Source organism: Janthinobacterium woesei (assembly GCF_051380875.1).
In the GTDB taxonomy this organism is placed as follows: Bacteria; Pseudomonadota; Gammaproteobacteria; order Burkholderiales; family Burkholderiaceae_D; genus Janthinobacterium.
This window is the reverse complement of sequence record NZ_JBNYXW010000029.1, coordinates 13,880-27,853: the sequence shown is the minus strand read 5'-3', so window position 1 is coordinate 27,853 and position 13,974 is coordinate 13,880. Positions and strand designations below refer to the sequence as shown.

12 protein-coding genes and 4 tRNA genes are annotated in these 13,974 nt (G+C 61.5%); 11 read left to right on the top strand and 5 right to left on the bottom strand.

Translation table 11 applies throughout. The annotated features are described in order from the left end of the window. The first annotated feature begins 327 nt into the window (after positions 1–327). The 4 genes from ACQ4W6_RS25015 (at position 328) to ACQ4W6_RS25000 (ending at position 3,512) form a co-directional block, all read left to right on the top strand. Complete coding sequence (locus ACQ4W6_RS25015) at positions 328–807, top strand: recombinase family protein (protein WP_436569869.1); 480 nt, start codon at positions 328–330, stop codon at positions 805–807. After that, a complete protein-coding gene (locus tag ACQ4W6_RS25010) occupies positions 777–1,544 on the top strand; it encodes a transporter (RefSeq protein WP_436569868.1) in 768 nt (255 codons plus the stop codon). Before ACQ4W6_RS25015 ends, ACQ4W6_RS25010 begins: the two co-directional genes overlap by 31 nt. A gap of 93 nt (positions 1,545–1,637) precedes the next feature. Continuing rightward, complete coding sequence (locus tag ACQ4W6_RS25005) at positions 1,638–2,192, top strand: chromosomal replication initiator protein DnaA (RefSeq protein WP_436569867.1); 555 nt, start codon at positions 1,638–1,640, stop codon at positions 2,190–2,192. 21 nt (positions 2,193–2,213) lie between these two features. Further along, a complete protein-coding gene (locus ACQ4W6_RS25000; protein WP_436569866.1) occupies positions 2,214–3,512 on the top strand; it encodes an NAD(P)/FAD-dependent oxidoreductase in 1,299 nt (432 codons plus the stop codon). A 41-nt stretch (positions 3,513–3,553) separates the two neighbouring features. Here the strand turns inward: ACQ4W6_RS25000 and ACQ4W6_RS24995 are convergent, their stop codons facing one another. Continuing rightward, positions 3,554–4,060 (bottom strand): DUF6265 family protein, encoded by a 507-nt coding sequence (locus ACQ4W6_RS24995; RefSeq protein WP_436569865.1) that lies wholly within the window; start codon positions 4,058–4,060, stop codon positions 3,554–3,556. Between the two features lie 80 nt (positions 4,061–4,140). Continuing rightward, positions 4,141–4,854 (bottom strand): sensor histidine kinase, encoded by a 714-nt coding sequence (locus tag ACQ4W6_RS24990; RefSeq protein WP_436569864.1) that lies wholly within the window; start codon positions 4,852–4,854, stop codon positions 4,141–4,143. Between the two features lie 336 nt (positions 4,855–5,190). Here ACQ4W6_RS24990 and ACQ4W6_RS24985 point away from each other — a divergent pair, with 336 nt between their 5' ends. Beyond that, complete coding sequence (locus ACQ4W6_RS24985; RefSeq protein ID WP_436569863.1) at positions 5,191–5,586, top strand: hypothetical protein; 396 nt, start codon at positions 5,191–5,193, stop codon at positions 5,584–5,586. A gap of 75 nt (positions 5,587–5,661) precedes the next feature. Here ACQ4W6_RS24985 and ACQ4W6_RS24980 read toward each other — a convergent pair whose 3' ends face one another. Next, positions 5,662–6,645, bottom strand: coding sequence for a response regulator (locus tag ACQ4W6_RS24980; protein ID WP_436569862.1), 984 nt, complete (start codon positions 6,643–6,645; stop codon positions 5,662–5,664). A gap of 318 nt (positions 6,646–6,963) precedes the next feature. After that, positions 6,964–9,444, bottom strand: a complete 2,481-nt coding sequence (locus ACQ4W6_RS24975) for a PAS domain-containing hybrid sensor histidine kinase/response regulator (protein ID WP_436569861.1) — start codon at positions 9,442–9,444, stop codon at positions 6,964–6,966. Positions 9,445–9,932: 488 nt separating this feature from the next. Between ACQ4W6_RS24975 and ACQ4W6_RS24970 the strand changes: the two genes are divergently transcribed. The 4 genes from ACQ4W6_RS24970 (at position 9,933) to ACQ4W6_RS24955 (ending at position 10,585) form a co-directional block, all read left to right on the top strand. Then, positions 9,933–10,009: transfer RNA gene (locus ACQ4W6_RS24970), tRNA-Arg, on the top strand. Positions 10,010–10,092: 83 nt separating this feature from the next. Continuing rightward, positions 10,093–10,169: transfer RNA gene (locus tag ACQ4W6_RS24965), tRNA-Arg, on the top strand. Between the two features lie 91 nt (positions 10,170–10,260). Continuing rightward, positions 10,261–10,337: transfer RNA gene (locus ACQ4W6_RS24960), tRNA-Arg, on the top strand. A gap of 171 nt (positions 10,338–10,508) precedes the next feature. Continuing rightward, a tRNA-Arg gene (locus tag ACQ4W6_RS24955) sits at positions 10,509–10,585 on the top strand. Positions 10,586–10,640: 55 nt separating this feature from the next. On the opposite strand, the gene ACQ4W6_RS24950 is transcribed toward ACQ4W6_RS24955, so the two are convergent. Next, positions 10,641–11,516 carry a helix-turn-helix domain-containing protein gene (locus tag ACQ4W6_RS24950; RefSeq protein WP_436569860.1) on the bottom strand — a complete coding sequence of 292 codons (876 nt, stop codon included), beginning with the start codon at positions 11,514–11,516 and terminating at the stop codon, positions 10,641–10,643. Between the two features lie 128 nt (positions 11,517–11,644). On the opposite strand from ACQ4W6_RS24950, the gene ACQ4W6_RS24945 reads away from it, so the two are divergent. Together ACQ4W6_RS24945 and ACQ4W6_RS24940 are read left to right on the top strand one after the other, a co-directional pair. Beyond that, on the top strand, positions 11,645–12,616 hold the full coding sequence (locus tag ACQ4W6_RS24945; RefSeq protein ID WP_436569859.1) for a phytanoyl-CoA dioxygenase family protein: 972 nt from the start codon (positions 11,645–11,647) through the stop codon (positions 12,614–12,616). A gap of 101 nt (positions 12,617–12,717) precedes the next feature. Next, the gene (locus ACQ4W6_RS24940) at positions 12,718–13,863 is read left to right on the top strand and encodes an alpha-hydroxy acid oxidase (RefSeq protein ID WP_436569858.1); all 1,146 of its coding nucleotides are present in this window, start codon (positions 12,718–12,720) and stop codon (positions 13,861–13,863) included. The last annotated feature ends 111 nt before the right edge of the window (positions 13,864–13,974 follow it).

Sequence of the window (13,974 nt, the reverse complement as noted above, 5' to 3'; positions counted from 1 at the left end):
ACGGCGAACCGGGTGTCAAGACCATCTGGCTTGGGATGAAGGAAGTCTACGTCGCGGCGAAAACGATGGGTAAATTACGTGACCGGGCCAACGCCAAGACTTGTGTATAACGAGGTGAGCTAAACCCTAACCTGATGTCAGAAGACTCTGGCGCAAGTCGTCAGAATAGGGTTGGTATCGTAATTGCTTGACATGTACCTTGAACGGTCATAGAGTCTTTTCTGACACATCTTATTAAGGAGGCACGTTTTGCGAGGTCAACGCATCGGTTATGTCCGGGTCAGCAGTTTTGCCCAGAATCCCGAGCGTCAGCTCGATTAGGTCCAAGTGGACAAGCTATTCACGGACAGGGCCTCGGGCAAAGACACACAGCGGCCGCAGCTCGACGCCTTGCTGTTGTTCGCCCGTGAAGGCGACACGGTAGTCGTGCACAGCATGGACCGTCTATCGCGCAACTTGGGCGATCTGCGCCGGCTGGTGCAGACGTTGACCAAGCGGGGGATACGAATCGAATTTGTCAAAGAACGCCTGAGCTTCACCGGCGAAGACTCGCCAATGGCGAACCTGCTGTTGTCGGTCATGGGTGCGTTGGCGGCGTTCGAGCGAGCCTTGATCGGCGAGCGGCAGCGCGAAGGGATCGCATTGGCCAAGCAGCGCGGTGTCTACCGAGGTCGCAAGAAATCGCTTGTAGACGACCAGGTTGTCGAGCTGCGCCGTCGCGCTGGTGCCGGGGCGGTGGTAGGCTGTCGCTATCGTTCATTACTGCCGGGTCTGCCATGCCGTCTCGTTTCGCCATCCTGCTGTTGAGTCTATCCCTGCTGCTGGCGCCCTTGGCGCAGGCGCAGGAGGACGATGCCGTGCTGCCTTACCGTCCCTCCGTTGCCAGTCCGGCCCAGCTGCCTGTACCGGGCCAGCTGGAATTCGAGGCTGGTGGCTTGCTGTCGAAAACGGGCGAGTCGCGCCGCGCCAGCCTGCCATACACCTTCAAACTGGCGTTCACGCCCGAATGGGGTCTCTTGCTCGAAGGCGAGGGCTATGTGCACACGCGCGACGAGTTGGGGCGCCGCGAGACAGGCGTGGGTGACACGACCGTCGTGCTCAAGCGGGCCTTCTTGCTCGACAGCGCCACGGCGCTGGGTTTGGAGCTGGGCTGGAAAGTGCCCACGGCCAAGGACGCCATCGGCAGCGGCAAGAGCGACCTGTCGATCAATGGCATCTTCAGCCGCGACCTGGGCGCCGTGCACATGGATGCGAACCTGAATGCCACGCGCCTGGGCGCATCCGAGCCCGGCACGGGCAGCGTACAAATGGGCTGGGCGGCGTCATTTTCCACGCCCGTCAGCGCGCGCTGGGGCGCCACGGCCGAAGTATCGGGCGCGCGCCTGCGCGGCGCGGCGGCCACTGCCCAGCTCTTGCTGGCTGCTACCTACAACCCCACGCCGCGCCTGGCCATCGATGTCGGCATGGCGCGCGGCCTGACGGGGGCGTCGCCGGACTGGTCGCTGTTCAGCGGTTTGGTGGTGCCATTGGGCAAGTTGTGGTGAGATCGTGACATTTTTCCTTATGTGTCCTAGCGTACAAACTTGTTTATGTACAGGGACTACAATTGCGGCATAACCAATAAAAGGAGTGCCTCCATGAAAACCCTGATACTTGCCGCCGCCTTGCTGTCGGCCGCCACCGGCGCCATCGCCCAGGTCGGCATGTCGGTCACCATCGGCCAGCCCGGCTTTTACGGGCGCATCGATGTGGGCGACTATCCGGCACCGCAACTACTGTATGCGCAGCCTATCATCGTGCAGCGGCCCCAGTACTACACGGGCCGCCCGATCTACCTGCGCGTGCCGCCCGGGCATGCGAAAAACTGGTCCAAGCACTGCCGCAAGTATAATGCCTGTAACCAAGAAGTTTATTTCGTCCAGGATAGTTGGTATAACAATCAGTATGCGCCCCGTTATCGCCAGCAACACTCCGACAATCACCATGGCCGCCCAGATTACCGGCCGCCACAGCAGCAGCATGGCAAGCCGAACCGCCCCGGTAACGACCACGGCAACCGCCCGGGCAAGGACCACGGCAATGGCCATGGCAACAAGCCTGGCAAGGGTGACAATGGCCATGGCAATAAGCCCGGCAAGGGTGATAATGGCCACGGCAACCGCGGCGATCGGGGCGACGATCACAGAAAATAAAGTTAGTAAATCGGAGGATCTTTGCATAGTAAAATCGTAATCGTAGGTGGCGGAGCAGGCGGCCTGGAGCTGGCCTGCAAACTCAGCCGCAAACTCGGCGCCGGCCAGGTCACCCTGGTTGACAGCCGCCTGTACCATATCTGGAAACCTTCGCTGCACGAAGTGGCGGCCGGCACCCTGGACATTCATCAGGAAGGCCTGTCGTACCAGATGCTGGCGCATGACAATGGATTTACCTATGTGTATGGTCCCCTGATCGCGCTCGACGCTGCCTCGAACAGTCTTACCGTGGGCGCCATTTCCACCGACAAGGATGAGCAACTCTTGCCGCAGCGCCAAGTCAGCTACGACCAGCTGGTGCTGGCCGTGGGCAGCACCTCGAATTACTTTGGCGTGCCCGGCGCCAAGGAAAACACGATTTCCCTGAATGCCACGGAAGATGCCGAGCGTTTCCGTTTGACCTTGCTCAAACTGCTGGCCATGGCCGAGCAGCGCCAGGGCGATGCAGGCCATCCCGGTGTCGATATCGTCATCATCGGCGGCGGCGCCACGGGCGTGGAGCTGGCGGCCGAATTGCGCGAAGCCAGTGGCGTGTACGCGGCCTATGGTTTCCAGAACCTCAACGCCATCAAGGATGTGCGCATCACCCTGCTGGAAGGGGCGCCGCGCATCCTGGCGCCGTTGCCTGAGCGCGTCTCCGTTGCAGCCTCGAAACTGCTGTACAAGCATGGCATTACGGTGGTGACCGACACGCGCGTCACGGCTATCGAGGCCGACAAGGTGACGGTGGCCAGCGGTACCAATTACGCGGCCGATATCTGTGTCTGGGCCGCCGGCATCCGTGCGCCTGAATTCCTGTCGACCCTGGGCTTGCCGACGAACCGCGCCGGCCAGCTGGAAGTGACGGGCATGCTCAACGTGCAGGGGCAGACGAATATCTATGCGCTCGGCGATTGCGCCGCCTGTGCCGGCGCCGATGGCAAGCTGGTGCCGCCACGCGCCCAGGCCGCCCACCAGCAGGCCGATTACCTGTTGAAAACGTTCATGCTGCAAGCGAAGGGCAAGCCGCCGCAAACCAAGCCGTACGAATACCTGGACTACGGTTCGCTGGTGTCTTTCGGCCGCACCACCTCGGTTGGCACCCTGATGGGGTCGCTGAAGGGCCTGAGCTGGTTCGTCGAAGGCTTTGTCGCGCGCATGATGTACGTCAGCCTGCATTTGATGCACCACAATGCCGTGCTGGGCAGCGTGCGCACGGCCGTCATGGCCATGGGCCGCTTCCTGATCAAGCGCAGCACGCCGCAGGTCAAGCTGCATTAAGCACTTTATGTCAGATCAAAAAGGGGCCGCAAGGCCCCTTTTCATTTGGCCGCCGCCGCCTCGCAACGCCCCCGCGTCATGGGAAAAACGATGGTAGTGAACTTGCCTTTTAACGTGCCGGCGATGCTGGCGTGCAGGATGCGTTCGCTGTCGTGGCGGTAGATGATGCGGCTGGGAAAGTCATTGTCCAGGTTGGCGAAGATGAATTCGTTCGGCTTGTCCTGGCGCAGCAGGTTGAAGATGACGGGCGGCTGGCCCGACGGCTGCACGATGTAGGCCAGTTGGCCCGGTTCGGTAATGCGGATCTGCACGAATTCAAAGGCCGTCGTCTTGCCGCCCTTGACAGTGCGGCTGGTGCCCAGGATGGTGCCGCCGGCGGCCGTGCTCCATTGCTCGCCAGAACCGGGTTCGGCGCCATCGACCAGCCAGCAGCCGGCCAGCCAGGCCAGTTTGCCGACCGTATCGGGCGGCGGCACGGTTTTTTCAGCAGCCTGGGCAGCGCCCATGGCCAGCAGTGCTGCCAGCAAAGTGGGGATGAGTCGTCGCATGCGGCCTCCTGTCGTTGAAGTCATTCATTTGCGCCCAGGGCGCGCCGGCGGTGCGCCTGTCCAGTGCCGCCTGCCAGGGTTTAGTTTTTTTGCGTAATGCGCGGCAAGACCACGCTCAAGGCCGTACCGCCTTGCGGGTTGGCCGCCAGGCTCAAGGTGCCGCCCAGGTAATGCACGCGCTCGCGCACGGAGCGCAGGCCATGCTTGCTCATTTCCACTGCTACGTCGGCGGGCAAGCCCACGCCGTTGTCCTTGACGCTCATCGTCAGCGCTTCGTCGTTGTCATCGATGATGATGTCGACCTCGCTCGCCTGGGCATGCGTGGCGATGTTGCTGAGCGCTTCTTCCAGGGTGCGCAGCAAGGCTACGCCCACGCTGCGCGGGCAAATCAGTTCATCTTCGGGCAGGCTGCAGCGCACGGCGATCTTGTGCTGTTCGGCAAATTGCGCCGCCAGTTCACCCAAGGCGACATTTACGCCCAGAAACTCCAGCTTGTCGTTCCACAGCTTCATCTGCATCTGGCGGTTGGTTTCAATCACATTCAGCAGCAATTGCTTCATGGTTGCCGCACGGTCGAGCAAGGCCGCTTCCTGCGGCATCTTTTGCGTCAGCAGCGACAGGTGCATGGTCAGCGCCGTCAACGACGAACCGAGGCTGTCGTGCAACTGGCGCGACAGGGCGCGCCGCTCGTTGTCCCAGCTGGTATTGACGTGGCCCAGCAACTCGCTGAGATCGGCGGCGCGTTCCGCATCGGCCTGGGCCGCTTCCTTGTTCGGATTTCTTTGTGCGGACATAGCGCCCCGTAATGGTGAAAGGAGAGGACCAAATTCAAGTTGTGGATCATACATGAGGATCTCATCGCGGGGCGCATGGATGGGAGATTTCTGCCTTTTAAGCAACTTTAATCTCTTCTCGTCAATTTTATGTGAAATGAAATATTATCTTTAATGTCACCGTTCAATGGGCGGTTTCCCGCATGGCTTGGTGTTGCGTACGGTTGCGCACATACCTGATCCCGGCTCCCTGCCATAGTGGGTCTGTGCATGATTTCCACGCAGCATTGCCGCCACTGTGGCGCGCAGGGCGCCGGACGCAACACCGGCCCGCTTAATAAAACGAAAGGATATGCCATGAATATCGATACCATCGTCGACCAGGAATATGCCGATAAAAGCTTCCGCGACATCGTCAATGCCCCTATCAGCGCCTTGCGCGGCGTCAGCGCTAAAGACGCCAAGGCCCTGCAGCAAGCGTTTGGCGTGACGACCGTGCGCGAATTGTCCAATCTGAATTTCGTCAAATGGGCCAGCGCGCTGGCCATCCTCGCCGATGAAGAGGGCATGAGCGGCGAAGAGCGGGCCAAGGAAGCGTTGCTCGACGACGCCGTGGAAATGACCTTCCCCGCCAGCGATCCGATTTCCGTCGACGCCGGCATCACGCGCATCGAAGTGGCACCGGACATGGTGGATGCGCAAACGGACCACCAGCGTGCGGGCAAGCAGGAAGTGGCGGCGAGCAAGAAATAAAGCATTCAGGCAAACGGCAAACCTTCGGGGCTTGCCGTTTTGCCCGCATGCGTGGCGCCAGGTGCGCCGCGAGATTCAGGCGATCGTGGGAGCGTTGCTTTTTTGCATGTTGCCTTGCGCTACGATCACCTCGTGCGGCGAGCAGCAAAAGCGGTTCTTGCCGGCGCGCTTGGCTTCATACAGGGCCGTGTCGGCCGCGCCCAGCAGCGATTCGACGGTGCTGGCGTCGTCCGGATAGATGGCGATGCCGATGCTGGTCGACAGGCGCAAGGTCAGGTCGTTGATGAAATATGGTTCGGAAATGACTTCGATCAGCTTGGCAGCCGGTTCGCGCGCGTCGCCCTTGCCGGCCAGGTTGCCCAGCACGATGACGAACTCATCGCCGCCGATGCGCGCCACGGTGTCTTCCTTGCGCGACACGCCCACCAGGCGCGCCGCCACCATCTTCAGGATGTCATCGCCATAGCCATGGCCATAGCTGTCGTTGATGGCCTTGAAGCCGTCCAGGTCCAGGTAGAGGATGGCCGATTTGCCCCGGTTGCGGGCCGATTGCTGCAAGGTGTGTTCGATGCGGTCTTCCAGCAGGCGCCGGTTGGGCAGGCCCGTCAGCGGGTCGTGCAGGGCCAGTTCCTGCTGCTGCTTGCTGTATTGCGCCAATTCCTTGTACAGCAGGCGCACTTCCAGCATATTGTGGATGCGCTTGTGCACTTCCATCAGGTCGAACGGTTTGCTGATGAAATCGCGCGCGCCCGCTTCCAGGGCGGCGATCTTGAAACTCGGTTGCGCCGTCAGGGCCAGCACGGGCAGGTAGCCGCCGTGCTCGATTTCCTTCAAGCCTTTCATGACTTGGAAACCATTTAATTCGGGCATTTGCAAGTCTAGCAGGATCAGGTCGTAACAATGTTCCTGGTGCAGCGGGCAGACCTGGGCCGGACGCATGGTGGCCGTGACGTTGCTATAGCCGGCGTCACGCAGGATTTCCAGCATCAGGTCGACATTGTCGGGCGAGTCGTCGACGACCAAAATTTTGGCTTTCAAAATTTCATCTTGGCTGGGCATGTATGGTCTCGGTGAATACGGTCTGCGCAACGCTGGCGACTCGCGTAAATAATCGGCTGACGTCAGGTCAGAATAATAGTAACGCCTTGCAACAAAATAAGGCGCACAACAGCACCCGAACTCGCCGCTGCCGCTCCTGTTAGCCAAGGTTGCCTGTGCCTGGCCGGTCGTACAGGGTGCTTCTATATTTCAGTGTAACAAACTCTACGGACGTTGCTTGTAGGACAGTGCCGCGTCTGAAAGTAGGAAGGCTAACCCATGAGTATGGTCATTTTGTTCTGAGCTATGTATTTCTTTGTATTATCTTTTTGCGCTGCATCAAGGCGGGGAATCGGCCAGGCGGCGCGCCGCCAATTGCGCCACCGCCGCCAGCAGCTCGGCCGGATCGAGCGGCTTCGAGAGGTAGGCCTGGAAACCGCTGTCGAGCGCACGCTGGCGCTCTTGTGGCCGCGCAAATGCCGTCAGCGCCAGCGCCGGCAGGGTGCCAGCGTCGTAGGGCGCGCGCGCGCGGATCTGCGCCAGCAAGTCGTAGCCATCCACTTCGGGCATGCCGATGTCGCTCACCAGTACATGTGGGCGCACGCTGGCCAGCAGTTGCAGCGCCTGCGCCGCGCTGGCGGCGCTATGCACTTCGGCATGGCTGTCGCGCAAGATGCGCTCCGTCAGCGTGCGCGCGTCGGCCTCGTCATCGACCACCAATACCCTGACGCCGCGCAAGTCGGGCAGGGCGTTGCCGGGCTGGCGCGCCGATGCGGCCGGTGCGCGCAGGGGCAGGCGCACGGTGAAGCTGGCGCCCTGCATGTCGCCGGCGCTGCTGGCCGTGACCGTGCCGCCATGCTGTTCCACCAGGTGCTTGACGATGGCCAGGCCAAGGCCCAGGCCGCCATGTTTGCGCGTGGTCGAGGCATCGGCCTGGCGGAAGCGGTCGAATACGTGGGGCAGGAAGTCTTTCCTGATGCCGATGCCGTTGTCAGCCACGGTGATGGCCAGGCGCGCGCCTTCGCGGCGCACGCCGATATCGACCTGTCCCCCTTGTGGCGTGAATTTCAGGGCGTTCGACAGCAGGTTCCAGATGATTTGCTGGATGCGGCTGGGGTCGCCCATGATGCTGCCGGCATCGCTGGCGATGCTGCTCCGGATGGTGATGTGCTTGGCGTCGGCGGCCGGACGCAGGGTTTCGATGGCGGCAGCGATGACGCTGGCGGCCACGAGGGTTTGCAGGTCGAGCAGCACTTTGTCGGCGGTGATGCGGCTCATGTCGAGCAAGTCTTCGATCAGCTGCACCTGCGCGCGCGCATTGCGTTCGATGCTTTGCAGGCCACGATGCAGGTCGGCCTCGTCGCGCGTGCCGCGCCGCAGCACCTGGGCCCAGCCCAAAATGGCCGACAGCGGCGTGCGCAGTTCGTGCGACAGGGTGGCGAGAAAATCATCTTTCAGCTGATTCGTGCGCTCGGCCTCGGCGCGTGCCTCGCGTTCGCTGTCGAGCAGCACCTTGCGCTCGTCGGCGGCGCGCCTGGCGGCCGCATACAGATGCGTATTGTCGAGCGCGACGGCAGCCTGGGCCGCGATAGCGGCGACGATGCGTTCGCTGCGCGCGCTGAAGATGCCCACCTGCGGGTGGCCCAGCAGCAAGCGCCCCGGCAACTGGCCCGAGCGTGAGCGCACGGGCAGGCTCATACAGCTGCGCAAGGGCGGCCCATCGCCGCTGGCGCCAGGGGCGGCGTGCCAGTCATTCCTGCACAAGGCGGGACCGAGGCGCAGTGGCGCGTCGATGGCATTGGCCTGCGCCAGGCTGATGCCGGCCACGGCGCGTGCCGGTGGCATCGGTGGCATGGCGCCCTGCGGCTCGGGGGTATCGATGGCATCGTCATAATAGAAGGCGCCGAAGCGCGCGCCGCTGATATGCGTGGCCGCATCGACGGTTGCCTGCAGCAGGGCGGGCAAGTCGAGCGTGCCGACCAGGGGCGCGCCTATGTTGCTGAGCAATTCGAGCACGCGCGTTTCATCGCGCAACGCTTCCTGCGCCCGCTTGACCTGGTCGATATCGGTGCACGTGCCGAACCAGCGCAGCAACTGGCCGCCGCGGTCGCGCACGGGATAGGCGCGCGTCAGGAACCAGCGGTACTGGCCATCGGCGCTACGGATGGGGAATTCCATCTCGAAAGGCGTGCCGTCGCGCATGGCGGTTTTCCAGTCCTGCAGCATCTGTGGCAGGTACTGCGCATCGTAGGCAATACGCCAGCCGTCGCCCTCCATCTGCCCGGTGCTGGCGCCCGTGTAGTCGTGCCAGCGCTGGTTGTACCAGCCGATGGTGCCGTCGAAGCTGGCGATCCAGGCCAGTTGCGGGATGGCGTTGGCCAGCGCGCGCAAGGCGTCCTCGCCCTGGCGCAAAGTGTCTTCGGCCGCCTTGCGCTGGCTGATGTCCTGCAGATATGTGGTCAAGCCATCGCTGGAAGGGAGGATGCGCAGTTCCAGCCAGCGCCCCAGCGGTGCGTAATACAGTTCGGCACTGCAACTGTGCTGCTGCGCCATGGCCTCCTGGTAGCAGGTTTCCAGTGCCGTGCCCAGCAGGCCGGGGCAGGCTTGCCACAGCTTGCTGCCGGCCAGGGTCGCGCCCGGCAGGCGCTGCGGCGCGAGCATGTCGGCGCCCCGCGTATTGATATAGCGGATGGTCCAGTCGCGCTTGAGCAGGCAGACGCCATCGGTGATGCCGTCCAGTAAACTGGCGAGTTGCTCGTCCGACAGGCCCAGCGGCGCCGAGGGCGGTAGCAGATCTTGCTTGCGTTCATGCTTGGCCATCGGAAATCCTGCAACAGTTAGTCTGCCACACGGGCTGCCTTGCCCTGCGGAGCCATCGGCCCTTGCCGGGCGGCACGTCGCGGTGCCGTCGCTGCGCACAGTGAATCGGCTCAATGATGAAAAGCGTCGACCCTCATGCAGCGCAAGCGCCCCGTATGTGAATGATATTGTAGCCCCAAGCGGCGCACTGCCACCGCACGCTTGCGCGCCAATGGACGGCTCCGTGCGCCGCCGCTTTTTCAGCCGCTTGCAGATAGCACTGGACAGGCTGGGAAGCAGTCCCTATAATCCCGCTTCTTTCGAGGCAGCAACTTCTCGATTCGCTGGATGCTCCTGTGAAAGCAGAAGTGTCCGTCGATAAAAAGGCAGATGCTTTTTAGCAGTGAAAAGATGGTCGATGGCGCAGGGCGGTATTGTGCAAAATCAGCTAAGCGATTGAAAAATCGAACTTTTCAAAGCGAAATGAATACGCTATAATGTTTGCCTGCGCGGCTGTAGCTCAGCTGGATAGAGTACTTGGCTACGAACCAAGGGGTCGTGGGTTCAATTCCTGCCAGCCGCACCAGAATATTGAAAATCAGACTTTGTCTGGTTTTGTTGTAAAAAGTTTGATCTTCATGCTGTACGTGAAGATGTTGTAGAAGTTTTGCGGCTGTAGCTCAGCTGGATAGAGTACTTGGCTACGAACCAAGGGGTCGTGGGTTCAATTCCTGCCAGCCGCACCAGTATTTGTTAGCATCGTTGCCAGAATCGGGTTCGCCCGGTTGTGATGAAAGTTTCAAGCTTCGCGCCGTTCGGTGAAGACTGTAAGAGTTTGCGGCTGTAGCTCAGCTGGATAGAGTACTTGGCTACGAACCAAGGGGTCGTGGGTTCAATTCCTGCCAGCCGCACCAGTATTAGCAGTAGAGAAAAACCCGGAAAGTTCGCTTTCCGGGTTTTTTTTCGTCCATGCGGCGCGCGTTCCCGGCGCCATCGCGGGGCAGCATGCAATGGCGTCAATTGTGAAATTTTTCGCCGCTGCGCCCTTTGCCATTCTGCAAAGCCCTGCTATAATCTTGTCTTAGGCGGCTGTAGCTCAGTTGGATAGAGTACTTGGCTACGAACCAAGGGGTCGTGGGTTCAATTCCTGCCAGCCGCACCAGAATATTGGGGATCAGATTGTAAAATCTGATCCCCTTTTTCGTTGCCTGAACCTTTTACAACGGACGTTTGCTGGCGCGCCGGTATTGCAGCCGGAACGCGCGCGGCGTCACTTGCCTGGCGGCGCGGAACTGGCGGTTGAAATGCGCGAGGTTGCGGTAGCCGGCCTCTTGCGCGATGACGGCGATGGCCAGTTCGCTTTCAATCAGTTGCTGGCAAGCACGGCCGATACGCAGCCGCACCAGGTACTCGCCCGGCGTGCAATGCGCGTGGCGCTTGAAAAAGCGGTGAAACGCACCCAGCGACAAGGCGGCCCGCTGCGCCAGGGTTTCCAGGGCGAGGTCGTCGCTGAAATGCGCGTGCATGAAGTCGAGCACGCTGGCCATGCGTTTTTGCTGCCCATCGCCATGCACGGGCGCCTGCGCTTTGGATGCCAGCGGCTGCGCGCCGGCGTCGCCAGCCAGTTCCAGCAGCACGTCGAGCAGCAGCGGCAAGCGCTGCGGCACGGGCAAGGCATTCAGTTGCAGCAGTTTTACGGCGCAGCGCGCGCTGGTGTCCGGCGAGAAATGCAGGGCAGGGCCGGCGCGGCCCGCCAATTGCCGCAGGGCTTGCAATTCGGGAAAACAGGCCGCCAGTTGTTCCAGCCACTCCAATGAAAACCACACCACCACGGCCAGCATCGGCTGGGCGGCGTCGATGCGTTCGCTGGCCGACCAAGTATGCGGCAGGTTCGGCCCCAGCAGCACCAAGTCGCCCGGCTCGAAATTACCCAGATGGTCGCCAATATAGCGTTGCCCCCGTGCATTGACCGTCAGGGTCAGCTCGAACTGCGGGTGGTAATGCCAGATGAAGGGAATGGCGTCGAGTTCGCGCCACAGCAAGCCCCAGGAGTGGCCTGAGGGAATCGTGACTTGTTCAAATAAAGGTGTCATCGTGACGTTTATCGTATTCAGATAGTCAGAATAGTATCAGTATTGGCCAGCAGTGGCACATTCGGGCGGGCGCAGCCATCGCACAATCTGTCTCACACCAGCAGCATCACCCACAACAGGAGACAGCGATGCAAGACAAGCTCCAGCATGTAAGCCCGCAGTATGGCGAGAACCGCCCCGGCAATCCATCCGTGGCCTACACGGAACAAGCCCAGTTGCGCGACATTCAAAAGCAGTTGCCGCTGCGCGTGCTGTCCGACAGCGATTTTTTGCACTGGCAAACCTATGGCTACGTCATCGTCAAGGATGCGGTGTCTCCTGAGCAAGTGCAGCGCACGACAGATTTCCTGTGGCAATTCCAGGGACTGGACCAGCACGACCGCGCCACCTGGAACCAGGACCAACTGCGCGAGCACGCCATGAAGGAACTCAACGGTTCCGGCATGGTCGAGGCGTATCACAACCAGACCCTGTGGGATAACCGCCAGACGCCGCGCGTGGTTGACGCCTTTGTCGATATTTGGGACTGTGTCGACCTGTGGGTGACCATCGACCGCGCCAACCTGAATACGCCCAATAATGGCAAGCGCAAGTTTGGCGGCTTCATCCACTGGGATGCCGACACCACGCTCGACCCGCTGCCCGTCAACGTGCAGGGCGTGCTGGCCCTGTCCGACACCTCGCCCGAGAGCGGTGGTTTCCAGTGCTATCCGGAATTATTTAACAATTTACTGGCTTGGCGCAAGACGGTGCCGGAAGACCGCAACCCGTGGCAGCCAGACCTGGCGACGGTGCCGTACCCGGTGCAATTCATCGCCATGAAGAAAGGCGAGCTGTTGATCTTTAACAGCCTGCTGGCGCATGGCATCCGCCCCAACACCTCGACAGACCAGGTGCGCCTGGCGCAGTATATTTCCTTCACCCCTGCGCAAGAGAACTATCAAACCCTGCGCGACTGGCGCGTGCAAAGCTGGCGCGAACGCAGCGCGCCGCAGGGCTACGCCTTTCCCGGCGACCCGGAGGAAAAGGAAAAGCTGCGCTACCCGCAAGCGCAGTTGAGCGAACTGGGCGAGAAAATCCTCGGCGCGCGCGACTGGTAAACGTTGTTGCGTTGTTGTTGAAGCGGCAGGATTGCCTGCCGGATAGACAATTACAGGTAAATGCACGATCATGGCTTGACTTGCCATCGACCGAGGAAACCATGAGTATCATTACCAGCATCGAAGACTTGCGCGTGCTGGCCCAGAAACGGGTGCCGCGCATGTTTTACGACTACGCCGATTCCGGCTCCTGGACGGAATCGACGTACCGGGCCAATTGCAGCGATTTCGCCAAGATCAAATTCCGCCAGCGCGTCGCCGTCAACCTGGAAAACCGCAGCCTGGCCTCGACCATGGTGGGACAGGCCGTATCGATGCCGGTAGCCCTGTCGCCCACGGGCCTGACGGGCATGCAGCATGCTGATGGCGAAATTTTGGCAGCGCAGGCGGCCGAGCAATTCGGCGTGCCGTTCACCCTCTCAACCATGAGCATCTGCTCGATCGAGGACGTGGCGGCCCACACCACAAAACCATTCTGGTTCCAGCTGTACGTGATGAAGGACCGCGAATTCATCAACCGCCTGATCGACCGCGCCAAGGCGGCAAACTGCAGCGCGCTGGTGCTGACGCTGGACTTGCAGGTGCTGGGCCAGCGCCACAAGGACTTGCGCAACGGCCTGTCGGCGCCGCCGAAACTGACGCTTCCGAATATCCTCAACATGGCCACCAAGCCGCGCTGGGTGATGGGCATGCTGGCCACCAAACGCCGCGGCTTCGGCAACATCGTCGGCCATGCCACTTCCGTGTCGGACATGTCGTCGCTGTCGTCCTGGACGCAGCAGCAGTTCGACCTCAGCCTGTCGTGGGCGGACGTGGAATGGATCAAGCAGCGCTGGGGCGGCAAACTCATCATCAAGGGCATCATGGACCCGGAAGACGCGCGCCTGGCCGTGGAAAGCGGCGCCGATGCGCTGATCGTCTCGAACCACGGCGGGCGCCAGCTGGACGGCGCGCAATCGTCGATCGAAGCCTTGCCCGCCATCGTCGATGCCGTAGGCAGCGAGATCGAAGTGCACATGGACGGCGGCATCCGCTCGGGCCAGGACGTGATCAAGGCCGTGGCCCTGGGCGCCAAGGGCGTCTACATCGGCCGCCCCTTCCTGTACGGCCTGGGCGCCATGGGTGGGCCAGGCGTCACCAAATGCCTGGACATCCTGCGCAACGAACTCGACCTGACCATGGCCTTTTGCGGCTTGCGCGACTTGCAGCATGTGGACAAGAAGATTTTGCTGCCGGGGACGTTTTAAGCGGGCGGGGGCTGGAGCAATTTCCGGCGCTGCGCTATATAGGCAGGGCGGTTAAGGTTGAGGTCGTGTCGGAATGGCAGACACCGCCCCGGACTCCGCACCTGACCCCGG

Coding starts and splice junctions, on each gene's coding strand:
- ACQ4W6_RS25010 (WP_436569868.1), top strand. CDS start 777: ATGCCGTCTCGTTTCGCCATCCTGCTGTTGAGTCTATCCCTGCTGCTG.
- ACQ4W6_RS25005 (WP_436569867.1), top strand. CDS start 1,638: ATGAAAACCCTGATACTTGCCGCCGCCTTGCTGTCGGCCGCCACCGGC.
- ACQ4W6_RS24995 (WP_436569865.1), bottom strand. CDS start 4,060: ATGCGACGACTCATCCCCACTTTGCTGGCAGCACTGCTGGCCATGGGC.
- ACQ4W6_RS24990 (WP_436569864.1), bottom strand. CDS start 4,854: ATGTCCGCACAAAGAAATCCGAACAAGGAAGCGGCCCAGGCCGATGCG.
- ACQ4W6_RS24985 (WP_436569863.1), top strand. CDS start 5,191: ATGAATATCGATACCATCGTCGACCAGGAATATGCCGATAAAAGCTTC.
- ACQ4W6_RS24980 (WP_436569862.1), bottom strand. CDS start 6,645: ATGCCCAGCCAAGATGAAATTTTGAAAGCCAAAATTTTGGTCGTCGAC.
- ACQ4W6_RS24975 (WP_436569861.1), bottom strand. CDS start 9,444: ATGGCCAAGCATGAACGCAAGCAAGATCTGCTACCGCCCTCGGCGCCG.
- ACQ4W6_RS24950 (WP_436569860.1), bottom strand. CDS start 11,516: ATGACACCTTTATTTGAACAAGTCACGATTCCCTCAGGCCACTCCTGG.
- ACQ4W6_RS24945 (WP_436569859.1), top strand. CDS start 11,645: ATGCAAGACAAGCTCCAGCATGTAAGCCCGCAGTATGGCGAGAACCGC.
- ACQ4W6_RS24940 (WP_436569858.1), top strand. CDS start 12,718: ATGAGTATCATTACCAGCATCGAAGACTTGCGCGTGCTGGCCCAGAAA.